This is a genomic window from Streptomyces sp. NPDC024687 (assembly GCF_055559055.1).
Genome location: NZ_JBVHLJ010000001.1, coordinates 202,491 through 215,934, shown reverse-complemented (window position 1 = coordinate 215,934; position 13,444 = coordinate 202,491). Strand labels below are relative to the sequence as shown.

18 protein-coding genes are annotated in these 13,444 nt (G+C 71.3%); 9 read left to right on the top strand and 9 right to left on the bottom strand.

Annotation, left to right across the window (positions count from 1 at the left end; translation table 11 throughout):
* Positions 1–233: 233 nt before the first annotated feature.
* The 3 genes from ACZ39I_RS00985 to ACZ39I_RS00975 all read right to left on the bottom strand — a co-directional run bounded on the left by ACZ39I_RS00985 (position 234) and on the right by ACZ39I_RS00975 (position 1,304).
* Entirely contained in the window at positions 234–536 is a 303-nt protein-coding gene (locus tag ACZ39I_RS00985) for a hypothetical protein (RefSeq protein ID WP_467241499.1), read from the bottom strand.
* 382 nt (positions 537–918) lie between these two features.
* Positions 919–1,092: a CsbD family protein gene (locus ACZ39I_RS00980; RefSeq protein ID WP_467241497.1), complete on the bottom strand. Its 174-nt coding sequence runs from the start codon at positions 1,090–1,092 to the stop codon at positions 919–921.
* Between the two features lie 62 nt (positions 1,093–1,154).
* Positions 1,155–1,304 carry a hydrophobic protein gene (locus tag ACZ39I_RS00975; protein WP_467241496.1) on the bottom strand — a complete coding sequence of 50 codons (150 nt, stop codon included), beginning with the start codon at positions 1,302–1,304 and terminating at the stop codon, positions 1,155–1,157.
* Positions 1,305–1,911: 607 nt separating this feature from the next.
* Between ACZ39I_RS00975 and ACZ39I_RS00970 the strand changes: the two genes are divergently transcribed.
* From ACZ39I_RS00970 to ACZ39I_RS00940, 7 genes are all read left to right on the top strand, one after another.
* Positions 1,912–2,208 (top strand): hypothetical protein, encoded by a 297-nt coding sequence (locus ACZ39I_RS00970; RefSeq protein WP_467241494.1) that lies wholly within the window; start codon positions 1,912–1,914, stop codon positions 2,206–2,208.
* 98 nt (positions 2,209–2,306) lie between these two features.
* Positions 2,307–2,699 carry an ANTAR domain-containing protein gene (locus ACZ39I_RS00965; protein WP_467241492.1) on the top strand — a complete coding sequence of 131 codons (393 nt, stop codon included), beginning with the start codon at positions 2,307–2,309 and terminating at the stop codon, positions 2,697–2,699.
* A gap of 9 nt (positions 2,700–2,708) precedes the next feature.
* Complete coding sequence (locus tag ACZ39I_RS00960) at positions 2,709–3,065, top strand: PRC-barrel domain-containing protein (RefSeq protein WP_057613052.1); 357 nt, start codon at positions 2,709–2,711, stop codon at positions 3,063–3,065.
* Between the two features lie 449 nt (positions 3,066–3,514).
* Entirely contained in the window at positions 3,515–3,940 is a 426-nt protein-coding gene (locus ACZ39I_RS00955; RefSeq protein WP_467241490.1) for an STAS domain-containing protein, read from the top strand.
* Between the two features lie 32 nt (positions 3,941–3,972).
* Entirely contained in the window at positions 3,973–4,548 is a 576-nt protein-coding gene (locus ACZ39I_RS00950; RefSeq protein WP_467241489.1) for a hypothetical protein, read from the top strand.
* Entirely contained in the window at positions 4,538–5,284 is a 747-nt protein-coding gene (locus ACZ39I_RS00945; protein WP_467241488.1) for an ANTAR domain-containing protein, read from the top strand. The genes ACZ39I_RS00950 and ACZ39I_RS00945 overlap by 11 nt, the downstream gene beginning before the upstream one ends.
* A 79-nt stretch (positions 5,285–5,363) precedes the next feature.
* The gene (locus ACZ39I_RS00940) at positions 5,364–6,080 is read left to right on the top strand and encodes a GAF and ANTAR domain-containing protein (RefSeq protein WP_467241487.1); all 717 of its coding nucleotides are present in this window, start codon (positions 5,364–5,366) and stop codon (positions 6,078–6,080) included.
* A gap of 22 nt (positions 6,081–6,102) precedes the next feature.
* Here ACZ39I_RS00940 and ACZ39I_RS00935 read toward each other — a convergent pair whose 3' ends face one another.
* Positions 6,103–6,267, bottom strand: a complete 165-nt coding sequence (locus ACZ39I_RS00935; protein ID WP_467241486.1) for a hypothetical protein — start codon at positions 6,265–6,267, stop codon at positions 6,103–6,105.
* A 596-nt stretch (positions 6,268–6,863) separates the two neighbouring features.
* A complete protein-coding gene (locus ACZ39I_RS00930; RefSeq protein WP_467241484.1) occupies positions 6,864–7,811 on the bottom strand; it encodes an EamA family transporter in 948 nt (315 codons plus the stop codon).
* A 103-nt stretch (positions 7,812–7,914) separates the two neighbouring features.
* On the opposite strand from ACZ39I_RS00930, the gene ACZ39I_RS00925 reads away from it, so the two are divergent.
* On the top strand, positions 7,915–8,424 hold the full coding sequence (locus ACZ39I_RS00925; RefSeq protein ID WP_467241482.1) for a MarR family winged helix-turn-helix transcriptional regulator: 510 nt from the start codon (positions 7,915–7,917) through the stop codon (positions 8,422–8,424).
* An 80-nt stretch (positions 8,425–8,504) separates the two neighbouring features.
* Here the strand turns inward: ACZ39I_RS00925 and ACZ39I_RS00920 are convergent, their stop codons facing one another.
* Positions 8,505–9,938 (bottom strand): FAD-dependent monooxygenase, encoded by a 1,434-nt coding sequence (locus ACZ39I_RS00920; RefSeq protein WP_467241480.1) that lies wholly within the window; start codon positions 9,936–9,938, stop codon positions 8,505–8,507.
* A gap of 127 nt (positions 9,939–10,065) precedes the next feature.
* Here ACZ39I_RS00920 and ACZ39I_RS00915 point away from each other — a divergent pair, with 127 nt between their 5' ends.
* A complete protein-coding gene (locus ACZ39I_RS00915; RefSeq protein ID WP_467241478.1) occupies positions 10,066–10,683 on the top strand; it encodes a TetR/AcrR family transcriptional regulator in 618 nt (205 codons plus the stop codon).
* An 82-nt stretch (positions 10,684–10,765) separates the two neighbouring features.
* Here ACZ39I_RS00915 and ACZ39I_RS00910 read toward each other — a convergent pair whose 3' ends face one another.
* The 3 genes from ACZ39I_RS00910 to ACZ39I_RS00900 all read right to left on the bottom strand — a co-directional run bounded on the left by ACZ39I_RS00910 (position 10,766) and on the right by ACZ39I_RS00900 (position 13,423).
* The gene (locus ACZ39I_RS00910; protein ID WP_451471210.1) at positions 10,766–11,062 is read right to left on the bottom strand and encodes a hypothetical protein; all 297 of its coding nucleotides are present in this window, start codon (positions 11,060–11,062) and stop codon (positions 10,766–10,768) included.
* Between the two features lie 93 nt (positions 11,063–11,155).
* Positions 11,156–13,210 (bottom strand): 4-alpha-glucanotransferase, encoded by a 2,055-nt coding sequence (gene malQ, locus ACZ39I_RS00905; RefSeq protein ID WP_467241475.1) that lies wholly within the window; start codon positions 13,208–13,210, stop codon positions 11,156–11,158.
* Positions 13,211–13,423, bottom strand: coding sequence for a hypothetical protein (locus ACZ39I_RS00900; protein ID WP_352384028.1), 213 nt, complete (start codon positions 13,421–13,423; stop codon positions 13,211–13,213). It abuts the gene before it with no gap.
* Between the last annotated feature and the right edge of the window lie 21 nt (positions 13,424–13,444).

Here is a 13,444-nt window from a genome sequence, read left to right as displayed (position 1 = left end):
GCGAAGTCAGCACGCTCACGTGAGCCGTCGAGCTCGGCCATACGCGACAACCGGCGGCAGCAACAACCTGACCGTCGACAGGGCGTCCAGGCCCGCATGACCGGCGGACCGTTCCTCCACAACCTCACGGAGCGGGAGAACTTTCCTGACCGCTTCCGGGTCCGTCAGTTCGTCGGCAGGCAGCTCGACCACGGCCTTACGGATCCGAGCAGCGGCCTCTCCGCTCGGAGCCGTCACGTACGTCGCTGTAGGGGCGGGCTGACCGGCCGCTCGGTGACCAGTGCTTCGAAGAGGCTTCGGGCGTCGGCCATCGCCTCCCGCATGTCCTCGGTACCGCTCGGCTCGTGGGCCGCCGTGTGCATGCTGCGGTAGCCCTGGACGTAGTGGGCGTGGTGGACGGAGAGGGCGGCGATCTGGTCCTCGAACCGCTCGCCGTCGGGGAAGCCGCGGTCCCTTGCCAGGCGGGCCAGCAGTGCGTCCGCTTCGATGACGCCCTGCTGCGGTGACTCGACGAAGCCTCCTGGACGCCGGCCCATCGCGTCATGTAGCGCTCGCGGGCCGCGGGCGTCAGCGGCTGTTGTGTGAGGAGGCCGTGCTCCTTCACACGCTTGCCGAGTTCCTGCTCGGCGGCCCTGGTGTCGCCGTCGTGGTCGGCGACTGCGCGGGCGTACTCGGGGCCGAATCGGCGCTTCAGCCCCTGCCCGCCACCGCCCCGGGTTCGTCCATGTCCGGGGTGGAGGAGGATGGCCAGGCCGATGAAGGCCACGGCGATGATCACGGTGATGATCATGATGGGCTTTTCCGGCTCTCGGTGCGCACGCTGGTCTGCTTCATTGCCGTCGATTCCTGTCGGCTGATCGGGCGTTCAAGCATGCCGGGTGGTGTCCGCGACGTGGGCACCACCCGGAGCGTTGGTGGTCAGGTCTTGAAGGCGTCCTTGGCCTTGTCGCCGGACTGCTTCAGGTTTCCCGAGACCCGGTCGGTCTTGCCTTCGCACCGCAGTCGCCTATTGCCGGTGGTCCGGCCGATGCGTTCGGTGACTCTGCCCTTGAACGCCTGTGTCTTGTGCTTGATGGTCTGTCCGACACTCATGGCCGGCCTCCTGTTTGTCCGGTGAATGGGTTCCTGCGGGCAGCGCCGAACGCCGGAACGGACTACCGGCGGCGGCCACGGCCGCGCCGGCTCATCGCGAAGCCGGCGATCCAGACGACCAGTAGGACAGCGGCGACCCACCACAGGATCTGCATCGTGAAGCCGAACCCAAAGACCACCAGGATCAGCAGAAGGAGAAGAATCCAGATCATCGCCGAGCCTCCAGATCGCGGGGACTTCCTTGATTCCGCGGGGTCCGGGCGAAACGGGGAGGAGGAATGCCTCACCCCGATCTTCCGGAGCGGCATGGCCCTACGCCGTGCTGCCAGTCAACGCCCGGCAACCTCCCCTGTCAACGTGGTGTCGACACGGGTGAGTTCCGGGAGCTGCACCGGGGTGAGTGACGCCTCGCCTGGGGATTCGGCCGGCCCGGTCGGCGGCGACGGCGGGATGTGGTCTTCCCACGACGCGGCGGGCGGCAGGTCGTTGCCCGCGTGAGGGGCATCGGGGCTTCGCCGGGACCTCGTGACGGGGCGCGTGCGGGACAGCCTCGCTCGTGACGCGGCGGGTCCGGCACCGATGCGGGGGGAATGCGCCCCCTGGGAAGCGAGTTGGCGGTGCGACGCTGCCGGGGCCCGGGGCGGCACGTCGCACGCCAGCCCTCCCGGCAGTTTCCCGACAGGTGTCAAGTAGCCATCCGTGCCGGGCAGGACGCACTTACGTCGCCCCGTATCCGCAGCCGCTGGGCAGGACTAAGCTCTGGTGTGAGGCCCCAGTCCCCGGTATCGATGCCGTGTCCTGCTCCCGGGGAGGCCCACCGTGTTCGTCCTGCTTCTCATGCTCTTCGCCGTTCTGTTCGGCTTCGGCTTCCTCCACCCCATCTGGTGGGTGGCCGCGGCGGTGCTGGCCTACGGTGCCACCCGACACGGCCGCGGTCATGGCGGAGGCCTGAGCCGTGGCGGCGGGTCCGATCCTGGGGACTATCGAGGCCCCCGGGACTACCAGGACTACCGGGAGCGCAGGGATCGTCAGGACCGCTGGGACCGCCGCTATACCCGCCAGAATCGGGCGCGCCGACGGCGCGTGGACCGTCGGGAACATGAACGCCACAGGTGACCCGTCCCGTGCGCAGACAGCCACGATCCGGGGCTGCTCCATTCGGGACCTGAGAGGCCGAACGCGAGAACGCGAGAACGCGAGAAGAGGTACAGGCCATGCAACGCACAACCGTGCTCCAAGAGGACTGGTGGAACCTGCGGGCCGAGGCCATGTGGGGGAACGCAGCGGCGGGGCAGGATCTCGTCACACTGCGCGCCGAGAACGATCAGCTGCGGCGGGCGCTGGCCGGCCGTGCGGTCATCGACCAGGCTCGCGGCATGGTGATGGTCCTGACCCCCTGCCGCCGCGGAGCTGCCAGGAACCTGCTGGTCGACATCTCGCGGCAGTGCGACACCAGACTTCCGGAGGTGGCCGCGGCCCTGGTCGCCGCCTGGGAGGGCAAGCCGCTCCCGGAGCGGATGCAGCGGGCGCTACGTCGTACGCTGCGGCGATTTCACGTGGAAGACCAGGGCCGCGACTCACGACAACCAGGCAAGTCGTCCAGGTAGGGAGAGGTCATGATTCACGCAGCAGACGTCCGGGAATGGCGTAACCGCGATGTCGTCGACGCCGAGTCACACAAGATCGGTGTCCTGGAGGCGATCTATGTGGACACCACCACCGACGAGCCTGCCATGGCCACGGTGCGGACCGGTCTGCCCACCCGGCACCGTCTGGTCTTCGTGCCCATTGAGAACGCGATCGTCGGGCCGGGCTATGTCAGGGTCGGTTATGTCAGAACGCTGGTGAAGCAGGCCCCTTCGATCGGCACCGACGACGTGTTGCCCGCCGAGCAGGAGGAAGCGGTGTTCAAGCACTACGGACTGCCTTACCAGTCCGGCGCGGCAGGCGAACGGCAGTTGGCGCGCCGCTGATCTCTCTCGGACGCAAGGGCTGCCGTGCTCGTGACGCTCGGCAGCCCCGCGCAGACAGCGGCGGGGCCGTGGCTACTCATCGCCGTCTGCTTCGGGTCAGTTCTCCTCGGCGTCCTGTCCTTCGCCTCAGCCGGTCGGCGCCGCCTCCGATGCGGCCACCCAAGCCCGTTCGGACATCGGACCATGCCGGGGACTATGCTGCCGTACAGACGTCCCAGACCCTGGCGGCTTGTCGTTGCGCGACACAGATGGCGTGGGGAGCGGGCTCGTGGTCCGTCACCCGGCGCATCCCTGGAGGGAACCGGGTGGTCCTCCGGCCTGCTGTGCAGGCTGTCGGACCGGCCTTGCTCTGCCTCCGCCGAACGTACGCCCTGCCGGGAGCGCCCCAAGTGGCCGGAACTCCGGCGCCACCGGGCCCGCTGCCGGATGGTCTTCTGAACCGAGGCGTCATGCCCCTGCCGCAGCTCACTGTCCACCGCCATGACCGAAGGACACGGACGCTGATCACCCTGGTCGGTGAGATCGACCTGGAATCGGCGCCGCTGGTGCGTGCGTCCCTGGAGTGGTGCCTGCGCGACGGTATCCGCACCATCGACATCGACCTCACCCTCGTCACCTTCTGCGACTGCAGCGGACTCAACGAGTTCCTCCACGCTGCGCAGCAGACCCGAGTGGCGGGTGGGACCCTGCGACTGCACCACCCGCCGCCGATACTCGCGCGTATCGTCCGCCTCGCCCACTGCGGGTTCTTGTTCCCCGGTCCTCAGTTCGTCCCCCTGCCACCTTCTGTCGGCGGCGCCCCGGTAGCGCCCCTTCCCACCCCGCCGCACCGGTCTGCCCCTCTTACGCCTTTCCTCTCGGGTGACGCCCTATGACTCCGGTGCGGTTGCGTCAGCTGGACCGTCGGATGGCGGACGGCATACGTGAGGATCTGGCGGATCTGTACGTGGACTCCCGAGCAACGGCGCCAGGTGACGCGTACCGCCGTCCCGGCCGCCAGGACTTCCTGAACCGCGTCACCACGGACATGGGCCGGCCGGGATTCGCCATGGTGGTCGCCGAGTCGGACGGCCTGATGGGATGTGCCTTCGGATTCCCGGTGCGGGGCGACGGCTCGTGGTGGCTCGGCTTCGACGGAGTAATGCCGCGAAGCGTCGGGCACCTCACGGTGTCCGGCAGGGCCTTCGCGTTCAGTGACATCTTGATCCGCCCGCACCCGCAGGACCGGCGCCTGGCCCGTCGCGTGCAGGAGCGGCTGCTGACCGACCACCAGGCCTCTCTCGGTGCCACCTTGGTGGACGGGGCCGATCACGCTGCTCTCGCCGCGCTCCACTCCTGGGGGTGGCTGGATGTCGGAGAGCTTCGCAGGCCACTGGGCGCCGCCACGTTCCGCGCGCTGGTGTTTCCCGCCGGGGAACGTACCGCGGCGCGACTGGAGGACCTTGTCACGATACCGGGAGGCGGTGGACCGGGTGGGCCCTGAGAACCGGTCGGCGCGGATTCGGATGCTGGTGGCGGAGCAGGCGGCACGACGCCGTGCCCAAGTCGGTGTGGTGGATGTGTGCACCGCGGCCGTGGCCGCGCTGCCGGTCGGCGGGGCCGGGGTGTCGGCGATGTCCAGGACCGCGCAGAGCCATCCGCTGTGCAGCACCGACAGCGTCAGCGAGCAACTGGAAGAGCTCCAGCTCACGCTGGGCGAGGGGCCCTGCGTGGACGCCTTCCTGCAGGGCTCGGCCGTGCTGGCACCCGATCTGCTCGCCCGTGACCTGCAGGACCGCTGGATGGTGTTCGCCGAGGCGGCCCTGGAAGCCGGGGCACGTGCGGTGTTCGCGCTCCCTCTGCAGATGGGTGCGATCAGCCCGGGAGTCCTGGACCTGTACGCACGCGTTCCGGTCCGGTTGAACGCGGAGGAACTGGCGGACGCGCTGGCGTTCGCCGATCTCGCGACGCTGGCGCTGCTCGATGCGCCAATCGACGAAACGGGCGGGCCGCGTGATGGCCCCGTCGAGGACCTGGGCGCGTACCGGGCGGAGATCGACCAGGCCAGCGGGATGATCACGGTCCAGCTCGGCGTCGGCATCGAAGAAGCCGTCATCCGGCTCCGCTCCCACGCCTACGCTCAGGGACGCCGACTGGGCGACGTGGCCGCGGACGTGGTGGCCCATCGTCTCCGTTTCCCACCGGACGCGGAGCCGGGCCAGGCCGGGGAGAACCCCTGACGCATTGGTGCCGATCGAGGAACGCGCCGTACTTCCCGCCCCTTCGGGCCGGGACTAGTCTCAATCGAGGGTGCCCACGATGGATGAACAGCTCCTGTCCAAGACTTTCGTCGAGCTGGCCGACAACCTGGTCGCCGACTTCGACCTCATCGACTTCCTGCGCCTGCTGACCGACCGTTGCGTCGGCATGCTCGACGCGAGCGCCGCCGGGGTGCTGCTCGCCGACCGGGACGGCAAACTCCGCGTCATGGCCGCCTCCGACGAACAGGTGCGTGTGCTGGAGCTCTTCCAGCTCCAGAACGACGAGGGCCCCTGCCTCACGTGTTTCCGCACCGGCGCACCGGTGATCGTCCCCGACCTGACCCGGGAGATCGACCGCTGGCCGCGCTTCGTCACGGCTGCTCACCGCGGAGGATTCGGCGCCGTGCAGGCCCTGCCCATGCGCCTGCGGGAGGAGACCGTGGGCGCCCTGAACCTCTTCCGGGCCGCGCCCGGCCCCTTCGACCCACCCGCCACCCTCATCGCCCAGGCGCTGGCCGACGTCGCCACCATCAGCCTGCTGCAACAACGCACCACCCAGCGCAGCACCGTGCTGAACGAACAGTTGCAGGCCGCCCTGAACAGCCGGGTACTGATCGAACAGGCCAAGGGGAAGCTCGCCGAACGCCAGGGCATCGACATGGAGCGGGCGTTCACCGCGCTGCGCGGCTACGCCCGCTCCCACAACCGTCGCCTGGCCGACGTGGCCCGTGCCTTCGTCGACGACTCCGAACCCCTCGCCGGTCTAGGAGCCTGACCCGCTCCCCGGTGGGGCCCCGTTACTGCTCTGCGGCGTCCTCGATCAGACGGCGGTGCAGCTCCGTGGTCATGAGGTGGATCGCTCGCGTCAGCTCGGTGTTGGTCCTGAGCTCCAACTCCTGCTCGACGAAATCGTGGTCGGCCTTGATCTGCTGGAAGGCCGCCTGCCGGTTCTGACCGATCACGACGAACGTGGAAAGCGAACGCGACGGCGTGAAGGTAGACGAACGGCATCGAACCGGCGAACTTGGTGATGGCGTCGGCGATCCGCAACTGGACATCCCCGGCACGGCTGTTGCGGTGCGCAACCACCGCGGGGTGATGCATGACCCGGCTGTCCTGCTCGCTCATCGCGGCGCGCCTCTCGCGTCTCGGGGCTCGCGGGGCCACCGCCGACCACGGGCTACGGCCCCCGCGCGTCCCTGGAGCCCAACCGCAAGCCTCCGCCATCACCGCTCCCAACGGCGACTGGCTTGTGCGGTGCCGCGCGGACGGTTCGCCATCGGTAGCCGTCGTGAACCTCGACGACAGTGCCGAGGCTGCCGCCGACGCAGTGATTGACCCGCGCAGCGAAGACCGGACAGCGGCCTTCTGTCTCAGAACCAGAATCCGAGGGGCTCGCGCGCCCGGGATGGCTCCGGACGCCGCGAACCCCTCGGTGTCGATCTGACCGCACCTTGGTGCAGGAGCCGACGAGTTGACAGCCAGGGCCGCGCACCCGACCCGCAGCGCTTCCGGCTTCCGGCGCTCTCGCACCCCCACCGTCCCCGCGCCGGACCCGTCAGATCTGCCGCAGCGCCGTACTCGTCAGGTCTGCCTTTCGGGGGTTGATCCCACCGGAGCCGAACGACCGGCCGGCGGTGGGCCGTACCCCCAGCTGCCCCGCCACCGTCGCCCCGAAGGCCAGCGCCATGCCCGTCAGCTGGAGCGGGGTCAGCGTCTGCCCGAGCGCCGCCCAGCCGACGACCGCGGCGGTCAGCGGGGACAGCGGGCCGAGGAAGGTGACCTGGGTGGCGGTGAGACGGCCGATGCCGCGGAACCAGAGCCAGTACGCCACCGTCGTGTTCGCCAGCGCGAGGTAGAGGTAGCCGCCGACCGCGCGGCCGTCGAGGGCGGGCGGAGCACCCTCGACGAAGAGGGCGAGGGGCGTGATGAGCAGGCCGCCGGCGGTGAGCTGCCAGGCGGTGAGCGCGAGCGGGCCGACGCCGTCGGGGCGACCCCACCGCTTGGTCAGCACGGTCCCGGCGGACATCGAGGCGGTGGAGGCGAAGGCCGCCGCCACACCGACGGCGTCCAGGGCCCCGGCCGCCTTGAGGACGACCAGACTGACGCCGAACGCCGCCACGAGCCCGGTGAGCACGCTCCGGGCGGTGGGCCGCTGCCCCAGCAGCAAGGCCGACAGCCCGACGACGATCAACGGCCCCACCGACCCGACCACCGCGGCCATCCCGCCCGGCAGCCGGTACGCCGACAGGAACAGCAGCGGGAAGAACGCCCCGATGTTCAGCGCCCCGAGCACCGCCGCCTTCCCCCACCAGACCCCGCGCGGCAGCACCCGCGCGAGGGCGAGCAGCACGAGCCCCGCGGGCAGCGCGCGCATCATGCCGGTGAACAGGGGCCGGTCGGCGGGGAGGAACTCGGTGGTCACGGCGTAGGTGGTGCCCCAGGAGACGGGGGCGAGGGCGGTGAGAAGGATCGTGGCGGGGCGGTTCGTGGTCGGCTTCCTCATGACTCCCTCTCCTATTAGCTTGACAGAAAGTAGCTTACCCCTAAGCTACTTTTCCGCAAGCCACTTTCTTGCGGCCGAGCCGAGCCCTGCGGATACTCGGCACATGAGTGCACAGCGCAAGGACGCCGTCGACGCGATCATCGGGCAGTGGGCGGCCGTGCGGCCCGACCTCGACACCCGGGCCATGGAGGTCTTCGGGCGCATCTACCGCCTCTCCCGCGCCATGAGCGACCGTGTGGAGAAGGCGTACGGCCCCTACGGCATCTCCCGCGGCGAGTTCGACGTCCTCGCCACCCTCCGCCGCGCCGGTGAGCCGTACACCCTCTCCCCCCGCCGGCTCTCCTCGACGCTGATGCTCACCACGGGCGGCATGACGGGCCGCCTCGACAAGCTGGAACGCGCCGACCTGCTCCGCCGCTCCCCCGATCCCCACGACCGCCGAGGCCTCCAAGTGACCCTGACGGAAAAGGGGTTGGCCGTCATCGACGAGGCGGTGGGAGCGGGCCTGGCCGCCCAGACGGAGGCCCTGTCCACCATCGACGACGAACAGGCCGACCAACTGGCCGACCTGTTGCGGGCGTTGCTGGAAGGGACACAGAACTCACCGGAGTGACCCGGGGTCCGCGAGCCCCACCCCGGCTCTCGGACGGCGAGAGGGCCTCGCCCTCCTACCAGGAGACCGCTCCGTGGAGATCAGCCGACATGCTCGGCGAGCGCCGCCTCGGTCTCCCCCGCAGTCGCCCCCTCCGCCGCCCACCCCACGTACCCGTCGGGCCGCACCAGGACCGTCGTGCGCCGTCCGCTCGCCCAGTGCTCCACCGTGAGCCGTTCCTTGCGGGGGTCCGGGGCCTCGTGGCCGTCCGGGGTGATCAGGACGAACCTGCCGCCGCGCAGGGACTCGTAGAGGCGGCCGCCGTCCGCGAGGGTCACGTCGGGGGCGCGGGTGCCGGTCAGGGGGTGGGAGCCGCGGGGGGCCGGGTACTTGTAGCCGATGCCGGTGAGCTGGCCGAGCATGCGGCGGCGGGCCGGGGCGGCGTGGTCGAGGACGGTGGTGAGGGTGGCTCGCAGGGCCAGTTCCCAGGGGCGCTTGGCCATCGCGAGACGGACGATGCCGCCGCTGCTGCGCAGGACGGCCCTGCCGACCGGGTGCCGTTCCAGTTGGTAGGTGTCCAGGAGTTCGGGCCCCGCGTGGCCGCCCGTCACCTGGGCCAGTTTCCAGCTCAGGTTGGCCGCGTCCTGGAGGCCGGTGTTCATGCCCTGGCCGCCGGCCGGGGTGTGCACGTGGGCCGCGTCACCGGCCAGGAAGACCCGGCCCACCCGGTAGGCGGGGGCCTGGCGTTCGTCGCTGTGGAAGCGGGACATCCAGCGGGCGTCGTGCATCCCGAAGTCGCGGCCCAGGGCGAGACGGGTGACCTCCTTGATCTCGTCGAGGTCCAGGGGCTCGCTGTCGGGGACGTCGTGGGCGCGGTTCCAGGCGATGACCCGGTGGTAGCCGTCGCCGAAGGGGGCGACGAAGGCGAAGGCGTCGCCCACGGCGTTGACGGTGAGCAGGGTCTCGGGCCGCTCGGCGAGGCGGACGTCCGCCAGCACCACCGAGCGGATCACCGAGCGGCCCGGGAAGGGCAGGCCGATCGCGTCGCGTACGGCGCTGCGCATGCCGTCGGCCCCCACGAGGTACTCGGCGCGGAGGGACCGCGTGGACTCGTCCGGGCCCCTGACCTGAACCGTCACGCCGTTCTCGTCCTGGGACAGGCCCGTCACCTCGGTCTCGTACCGGAAGTCGACGCCCGCCTCCACCGCGCGGCGCTCCAGGGCTTTCTCGACCTCGTACTGCGGCAGGACGAGGAGGTGGTTGAAGCGGGAGGGGAGGTCGTCGAGGTCGATGGTCAGGTCGCCGAACAGGCGCAGCTTGTCCAGGCGCTGCCCGAGCGCCTCCAGGCCGTCGGCGAGGCCGCGGGCGTCGAGCTGTTCGAGGGTGCGGGCGTGCAGGACGAAGGCGCGGGAGAGGTTGCTGATCCGGTGCGGGCGCTTCTCGACGAGGGTGACGGAGACGCCGGCCATGGCGAGGTCGCCGGCCAGGAGGAGGCCGGTGGGACCGGAGCCGACGACGATCACGGTGCTGTTCATAGCGACCTCCTGGTGGTTGCCAACGATTGCCAACGCCTGTTTGCCAACACTCGTTGACGAAGTTAGCGCGACAGACGGAGAGGGTCAACATTTGTTGGCCAACAGCTGTTGGCCTAGGCTCAGCGGCATGAACGGCAGCACGAATGGCAGCTCGAATGGCAACAACAGCTCGGACTCCGGTCCCACCGGCACGCGTCGCCGCTCCGACGCCACCCGCACCGCGATCCTCGCCGCGGCCCGCGAGCGCTTCGCCGCCGACGGCTACGAGCGGGCCACCATCCGCGCCATCGCCAAGGACGCGCGCATCGATCCGTCGATGGTGATGCGCTACTACGGCAGCAAGGAGGGCCTGTTCGCGGCGGTCGTGGCCGTCGACCTGAAGCTGCCGGACCTCGCCGCGCTGCCCCGGCACGACGTCGGGCGGGTGCTGGTGTCGCACTTCCTCACCATGTGGGAGGAGAACGAGGTGCTCACCGCCCTGCTCCGGGTCGGGGTGACCAATCAGGCGGGCACCGAGCGCACCCAGAACATCTTCCGGGACCAGTTGCTGCCGGTCGCCCGTCAGGTGTGCCCGGATCCCCAGCAGGCACCGGCGCGGGCCGGGCTGATGGCGACGCAACTGCTCGGGCTGGGGCTCACCCGGTACGTCCTGCGCTTCCCGCCGGTCGTCGCACTGACCCGCGAGGAGGTCGTCGCGTGGCTGGCCCCGACTCTGCAGCGGTACCTCACGGCGCCCAGTCCCTGAGAACGCACGAGGGCGCCGGCCTCGCCCACGTACGGCTCACGCGCGTACGTGCGGCGGGGTCGGCGCCCCGGGAAATGCGGGGTCAGGCCTTCGATCCGGCCTTTGCCTCGGCCTCGGCGGGCTTGGTCCTGATGTTGCGGCTGGTCACCCGGTGCTCTTCCTTGGACTTGTCCAGGACCATCACCAGGGCGGCGATGACCCCGAACAGCACGAGCGGGGCCACGACGAAGAGACCCAGCGTCTCGATGACGCTCAGGCCCGTGCCGGGGTCGTCACCGTCGTCGCGGGACAGCGCGGAGGCGGGGGACGACATGAGCAGCATCATCAGCGTCGTACCGGCCACCAGGGCGCCGGCGCGCAGGGCGTTCTTCTTGTCCACGGAGCCAAAGTATCCAACGGCGGTTCGGGCCGCGCGTCCGGGGTGCCGTATGAGGCGCCCCGGCCGTGCGCGCATGCCCCGCGGCCGCGGCCGTTACGGCGCCCGCAGGACGTCCACCAGCGCGTGCAGGCGAGCCGACGCCGCCAGGTCCTCCAGCGTCATCACCCGGCCGTCCCCGTCCGCGATCGGCAACCGCCAGTTCGGGTACTGGTCCCAGGTCCCCGGGAGGTTCTGCGGTCGGCGGTCCCCCACCGCGTCCGGCAGCCAGACCCCCACCATGCGGGCGGGAGTGTTCAGCAGGTACCGGTGGACGGCCTGGATCTGCGCCTCCTCCGAGGAGGGGTCGGTGCCGCCCCCCGTGCCGTGCAGCAGTCCGAGACGGGCCAGCAGCTCCAGCCACTCGCCCGTGTCCGCCGCGGCCTCGGCGCGCTCCTCGTCCAGCGGCCGGGTCAGCAGTCCGAGGCTGTCCCGCAGCTCGACGTGCTCCCCGGTCAGGCGTGAGGCGGTGGGCGGCAGGTCGTGCGTGGTCGCGGTCGCGAGGCAGTCCGCGCGCCACCGCTCGGGCGGCAGCGGACGCCCGTCGCCCTCCCAGTCCCGCTCGAACCAGAGCACCGATGTCCCGAGCACCCCCCGCTCGCGCAGCGCCTCCCGCACCCCTGGTTCGACGGTGCCGAGGTCCTCGCCGATCACCAGCGCCCCGGCCCGCGACGCCTCCAGGACCAGCACGGCGAGCATCGCCTCCGCGTCGTAGCGGACGTACGTCCCCTCTGTCGGCGGCTGCCCCTGCGGGACCCACCACAGCCGGAACAGGCCCATGACGTGGTCGATGCGCAGCGCACCGGTGTACCGGAACAGGGCCCGCAGCAGCTGCCGGTAGGGCGCGTACCCCGACTCCGCGAGCCGGTCCGGGCGCCACGGTGGCAGCCCCCAGTCCTGGCCGCGGGCGTTGAAGGCGTCCGGAGGGGCTCCCACGGACATGCCGGCCGCGAAGTACGCCTGCTGGGCCCACGCGTCCGCGCCGTCGGGGTGCACGCCCACCGCGAGGTCGTGGACGACGCCCACCGGCATCCCCGCCTCCCGCGCGGTCCGCTGCGCGGCGCCGAGCTGGCTCTCGGTGAGCCAGGCGAGGCGGCAGTAGAAGTCGACGCGGTCCATCAGCTCACCGCGCGCGCGGGCCGTCTCGGCGGATCGCGGGTCGCGGAGGCCGACGGGCCAGCCGCGCCAGTCCGAGCCGTGCGCCTCGGCCAGCGCGTACCAGGTCGCGTGGTCCTCCAGCGCCTCGCCGCCCTCGGCGAGATAGTCGGCGTAGGCGGCGCGGCGGCCCGGCCCGAGGGGGACCTCGTGGAGGAGTTCGAGCGCTTCCCGCTTCAGGTCCCACACCGCGTCCCGGTCGATCAGCGCGCCCTTGTCGAGCACGGATGCCCGCAGCCGCTCGGCCCGCTCCAGCAGGGTCCGCAGCCGGTCGCGGTCCGCGACCTGGGCGTACTCGGGGATGTCCTCGATGCGCAGGTGCACCGGGTCGGGGAAGCGGCGCGAGGACGGCCGGTAGGGGGACGGGTCGGTGGGGGCGCCGGGCACGGCCGCGTGCAGCGGGTTGACCTGGACGAATCCGGCGCCGAGGGCACGCCCCGCCCAGGAGGTCAGTTCGGCGAGGTCACCCAGGTCGCCCATGCCCCAGGAGCGGTGCGAGAGCAGGGAGTAGAGCTGGACGAGGAGGCCGTACGACCGTCCCGGAGGCGCCGGCAGCCGCGGCGGGGCAACGATCAGGTGGGCGTCGGCGGTGCGGCCGTCGGGCGCGGTGGCGGTCAACCGGTGGACACCGGGCGGGAGTTGGTCGGCGGCGGCGCGTACCTCGCCCTGGTCGGTGGCGATGCGCAGCCGGGTGCCCGCGGGCAGGTCGGCGACGAAGGCGGGCGGGCTGCCGCTCCAGCACACCACGGTGGGCGGCAGCAGGCGCTCGCGCAGCTCGCGGTCCCGGGCCGCGAGGGCGGCGGCCGGGTCACTCGCGTCGACGCCGAGGGCGGCCAGGGCCAGGGTGACGGCCGTGGCGGAGGCGGCGACCGTACGGTCCGGGGAGGGCTGGTACGCGGTGGCGATGCCGTACGACTCGGCGAGCCGGGACAGTTCCGGACCGGGGGGCGCCGCCATCTATGGCTCCAGGTGGGCGTCGGACTCGCTGATCAGGTGGGCGGCCTCGGCGAGCGGGGGTTCGCTGGTGAGGGGTTCGGCGTCGGGCAGCGGTGGTTCGCTGGTGAGCGGGGTCTCGGTGCAGGCGCCCTCGGCGCTGAAGACACAGAAGTATTCAGCGGGCGCCTCGGGTTTGGACAGGGCCGGGAGCAGAAGGGGTGCCGGTGCGGCCACGGGGGCCTCCTTGTCGAGTAC

Coding starts and splice junctions, on each gene's coding strand:
- ACZ39I_RS00965 (WP_467241492.1), top strand. CDS start 2,307: ATGCAACGCACAACCGTGCTCCAAGAGGACTGGTGGAACCTGCGGGCC.
- ACZ39I_RS00955 (WP_467241490.1), top strand. CDS start 3,515: ATGCCCCTGCCGCAGCTCACTGTCCACCGCCATGACCGAAGGACACGG.
- malQ (WP_467241475.1), bottom strand. CDS start 13,210: ATGGCGGCGCCCCCCGGTCCGGAACTGTCCCGGCTCGCCGAGTCGTAC.
- ACZ39I_RS00915 (WP_467241478.1), top strand. CDS start 10,066: ATGAACGGCAGCACGAATGGCAGCTCGAATGGCAACAACAGCTCGGAC.
- ACZ39I_RS00925 (WP_467241482.1), top strand. CDS start 7,915: ATGAGTGCACAGCGCAAGGACGCCGTCGACGCGATCATCGGGCAGTGG.
- ACZ39I_RS00985 (WP_467241499.1), bottom strand. CDS start 536: ATGGGCCGGCGTCCAGGAGGCTTCGTCGAGTCACCGCAGCAGGGCGTC.
- ACZ39I_RS00980 (WP_467241497.1), bottom strand. CDS start 1,092: ATGAGTGTCGGACAGACCATCAAGCACAAGACACAGGCGTTCAAGGGC.
- ACZ39I_RS00950 (WP_467241489.1), top strand. CDS start 3,973: ATGGCGGACGGCATACGTGAGGATCTGGCGGATCTGTACGTGGACTCC.
- ACZ39I_RS00960 (WP_057613052.1), top strand. CDS start 2,709: ATGATTCACGCAGCAGACGTCCGGGAATGGCGTAACCGCGATGTCGTC.
- ACZ39I_RS00975 (WP_467241496.1), bottom strand. CDS start 1,304: ATGATCTGGATTCTTCTCCTTCTGCTGATCCTGGTGGTCTTTGGGTTC.
- ACZ39I_RS00930 (WP_467241484.1), bottom strand. CDS start 7,811: ATGAGGAAGCCGACCACGAACCGCCCCGCCACGATCCTTCTCACCGCC.
- ACZ39I_RS00940 (WP_467241487.1), top strand. CDS start 5,364: ATGGATGAACAGCTCCTGTCCAAGACTTTCGTCGAGCTGGCCGACAAC.
- ACZ39I_RS00920 (WP_467241480.1), bottom strand. CDS start 9,938: ATGAACAGCACCGTGATCGTCGTCGGCTCCGGTCCCACCGGCCTCCTC.